This window comes from Anaerobacterium chartisolvens, from assembly GCF_003337415.1.
Classification (GTDB): domain Bacteria; phylum Bacillota; class Clostridia; order Acetivibrionales; family DSM-27016; genus Anaerobacterium; species Anaerobacterium chartisolvens.
The window spans coordinates 1-3713 of record NZ_QPJT01000060.1; the positions used below are offsets into that span (position 1 = coordinate 1).

Annotated in this window: 4 protein-coding genes; all 4 read left to right on the forward strand. The window is 46.9% G+C overall.

The annotated features are described in order from the left end of the window. The first annotated feature begins 2 nt into the window (after nucleotides 1-2). Complete coding sequence (locus DFR58_RS21415; RefSeq protein ID WP_114300492.1) at nucleotides 3-788, forward strand: SDR family NAD(P)-dependent oxidoreductase; 786 nt, start codon at nucleotides 3-5, stop codon at nucleotides 786-788. 14 nt (nucleotides 789-802) lie between these two features. Further along, the gene (locus tag DFR58_RS21420) at nucleotides 803-1735 is read left to right on the forward strand and encodes a 3-hydroxyacyl-CoA dehydrogenase family protein (protein ID WP_114300493.1); all 933 of its coding nucleotides are present in this window, start codon (nucleotides 803-805) and stop codon (nucleotides 1733-1735) included. Nucleotides 1736-1764: 29 nt separating this feature from the next. After that, nucleotides 1765-2700, forward strand: a complete 936-nt coding sequence (locus DFR58_RS21425; RefSeq protein WP_114300494.1) for a cyclase family protein — start codon at nucleotides 1765-1767, stop codon at nucleotides 2698-2700. Between the two features lie 96 nt (nucleotides 2701-2796). After that, nucleotides 2797-3713 (forward strand): acetyl-CoA C-acetyltransferase (locus tag DFR58_RS21430; RefSeq protein WP_147273235.1); only part of this gene is annotated, 917 nt, incomplete at its 3' end.

Below are 3713 nucleotides of genomic sequence, written 5' to 3' on the forward strand. Positions count from 1 at the left end.
TTATGAATCAGGAATTTGTAAATAATTTATTCGATGTAAAGGGTAAGGTCGCGCTGATTACCGGAGCGACAGGAGCTTTGGGAAAAGCTATATCTATAGGATACGGACTGGCGGGAATGAAGGTTTTTGTTACGGGGCGCAGTGATATAAAATGCAAGGAGATTTGTGCAAAACTGGAGGCTCAGGGTATTGAATGCGGGTACTCGGCGGGAGACCCGGCGGTTGAAAAGGATGTAATAAGAATAGTTAAGGATGCTGTCGCAAAATTTGGGGAAATCAACGTATTGCTTACGGCGGCAGGCTATAATCATCCTCAGCCTATTGTAGAGCAGGAACTCACAGAATGGAAAAAAATAATGGACTCCGACGTACAGGGGACGTGGCTGTTCTGCAAATACGCAGGCAAACAGATGATTGAGCAGGGTAAGGGCGGAAAGGTCATTCTGGTATCCTCAGCGCGTTCAAAGATGGGTATGGCCAATTATACCGGCTACTGCACCGCGAAAGCCGGAATTGATCTCATGGCTCAAGCCCTTGCCTGTGAATGGACAGCTAAATATAAAATAAATGTAAACACCATTAACCCGACGGTATTCCGTTCGGATTTAACGGAGTGGATGTTTGACCCTGAAAGCGCGGTTTATAAAAATTTCTTAAGGCGTCTTCCCGTTGGTCGGCTTGGTGAGCCGGAAGATTTCATAGGGCCTTGTATTTTTCTTGCCTCCTGTGCCAGTGACTTTATGACAGGGGCCAACGTGGCTACAGAGGGCGGATATTGGGCCAACTGACGGAGGTTAACAAAATGAAGGAAATTAAAAATGTAGCGGTTATAGGCGGAGGGCTTATGGGCTGCGGTATAGCTCAGGTGTTTGCGAGCTGCGGCGGGCTCAATGTTAATATATATGACAGCTTTGTTCCGGGGGAAAAAATATATCAACGCATAAGATCCAACTTAAGTATGCTTGTTGATAAGGAGGTATTCACACAGTATAGTGCAGACGAAATTGTCTCCGGCATTTATACCTTTGACAGGCTTGAAGCTGCCGTAAAGGATGCCGCGCTGATAGTGGAATGCATCCCTGAGAACATGGAGCTCAAGCAGAATTTTTTTAAGGAGCTTGAGCCGCTTTGCGGAAGGGAAGCCATATTTGCCACAAATACCTCGGTAATGAGTATTACTGAGATTGCCGGAAAAGCGGCAAACAAGGAACGAATTGTAGGCACTCATTTTTGGAATCCTCCGTACCTCATTCCTCTGGTGGAGGTGGTAAAATCCGACTACACCTCGGATGATGTTATGGATGCTACAATGGAAATTCTTAAGAGAGCCGGCAAAAAACCAATCAGGGTAAACAGAGATGTTCCCGGCTTTGTTGCAAACAGGCTTCAGCATGCCTTATGGAGAGAGGCCATTTCAATAGTTGAGAGAGGGATAGCGGATGCCGCGACAGTGGATGAAGCAATTAAAATGAGCTTTGGGTTAAGGCTCCCCGTACTGGCGCCTATGGAAAATTCCGACATGATAGGGAATGATCTGACGTTGTCCATTCACAGCTACATCTTAAAGCACCTTGAAAGCTCAACCGAGCCTTCGCCTCTTCTTAAAGAAAAGGTGGAAAAGGGCGAGCTGGGCTTTAAAACCGGCAAGGGCTTTCTGGAGTGGACCGGGGAAGATATGGAGGAGTCCAGAAGAAGACTTACGGAGCATTTGATTAAGATGGTATTTAATAAATAATTTAAATAAACAATTGGAGGAACAAAGTAATGGGAAAGAAAGTATTTGTTGATCTGTCACATCCTTTCAGCGCAGAAATTCCCCGCTGGCCTTATTTTGACAAGCCGGTAATAGATAATGCACATACAATGGCCAAGGGCGGTGTTCTGACTCAGAAGATTACCTGCACCATGCACACAGGCACCCATGCCGACGCACCGCGTCATGTTATGGAAACGGAATTCGACGGCAAAAGAGCCCGCTATACCCATGAGATGCCTGTAGATGCGTACACCGGCGATGCAGTTTGCCTTGATATTCAGATTGAACGCTGGGGGCTTATTCTGCCGCATCATATTGAGGATGCCTGTAAGCTCGCCAACATCAAGCCTTCGGAGCTTGAGGGTATGGTTGTATGCCTGAACACTGGAATGCACCGTAAATTTGACGATTCCAAGGACTACTATCATTATTCCTGCGGTACAGGTGTAGAAGCTGGCAAATGGTTTGTCGAGCACAAGGTAAAGTGCGTTGCTATGGACAGTCAGGCACTGGATCATCCTCTCCATACCGCTATGGGCAACAACGGGATGACACGCATGAACCTGATGGGTGCTTCAGGAAAGCCTATAACCGAAGAGTATGCCGAGCAGTTTGGGGAAGAGGCCTATGCTGAATTTGACAAGTTTGCATACATTAAGCTGCATGGTAAGGAAGCCTATGACAAAAAGTTCGGAGATCTGGAGGCCATAGGCTGCTGGGGTACCTGGGAACCTTGTCATAAGCAGCTTTTGGGCCACGGCATCGTTGGGGTCGAAAACCTTGGAGGCGATCTGGACAAGCTTACCAATAAGCGCTTCAGATTTTTCTGCTTCCCGCTCCGCTGGTATCTTGGAGATGGCTCAATGGTTCGCTGCGTAGCAGAAATAGATGAGGATGATATGAATGCTGTTCCCAACAGAGTTTATAAATACGGCGGTTTCTAAACAAATTAATCGGTATGTGGTTGTACAAAAAAGCAGGGCGCACATTGCGCTTCTGTTTGCTTTTGACAGCCGGTACATGAATAAAGGAGAATTTTCATGAGAGAAGTAGTAATTATAAGTGCTGCCAGAACTCCGGTGGGAAATTTTGGAGGCACGCTTGCAGGCTTCTCTGCCGTTGAGCTGGGGCAGATAGCCGCTGAGGAAGCAATTAAAAGGGCAGGAATCGAAAAATCGGTAATAGATGAGGTTGTTATTGGAAACGTGCTGTCGGCAGGACAGGGCCAAAACCCTGCAAGGCAGGTGGCGATCAAGGCAGGGCTGCCTGATACAGTCAGTGCTATGACGATAAATAAGGTCTGCGGCTCGGGCTTAAGAGCTATAAGCCTTGCGGCACAAATGATAAAGGCAGGGGATGCGGAGGTTGTTCTTGCCGGAGGAACGGAAAGCATGAGCAATGCTCCGTATTTGCTGAATAAGGCAAGGTTCGGATACAAAATGGGCAATGACACATTAATGGACTCAATGATAAATGACGGCTTGTGGGATGCTTTTAATAACTACCATATGGGGGTTACAGCGGAAAATATAGCGGAAAAATGGGGCATAACAAGAGAGGCACAGGACAGGTTCGCGGTACAAAGCCAGTTGAAGGCTGAGGAGGCTATAAAGGCGGGAAGATTTAAGGATGAAATCGTTCCTGTAATGGTTCCGCAAAGAAAGGGTGAGGCGATAGCATTTGATACCGATGAATACCCAAGATTTGGCGCAACCTATGAGGCTTTAGCCAAATTAAGGCCTGCATTTAAAAAAAATGGTACAGTCACAGCGGGAAATGCTTCCGGAATAAATGACGGTGCGGCAATGCTGATTGTAATGTCAAAGGAAAGGGCCAAACAATTAGGGCTTAATCCAATGGCAAAAATAGTTTCTTACGGATCGGCGGGTCTCGCCCCGGAGGTTATGGGCTATGGCCCCGTTCCTTCATCAAGAAAGGCACTTGAGAAAGCGGGCTT

What these genes read in the sequence shown, in the direction of transcription:
- DFR58_RS21415 (WP_114300492.1), top strand. Translation starts at nt 3, where the DNA reads ATGAATCAGGAATTTGTAAATAATTTATTCGATGTAAAGGGTAAGGTC.
- DFR58_RS21420 (WP_114300493.1), top strand. Translation starts at nt 803, where the DNA reads ATGAAGGAAATTAAAAATGTAGCGGTTATAGGCGGAGGGCTTATGGGC.
- DFR58_RS21425 (WP_114300494.1), top strand. Translation starts at nt 1,765, where the DNA reads ATGGGAAAGAAAGTATTTGTTGATCTGTCACATCCTTTCAGCGCAGAA.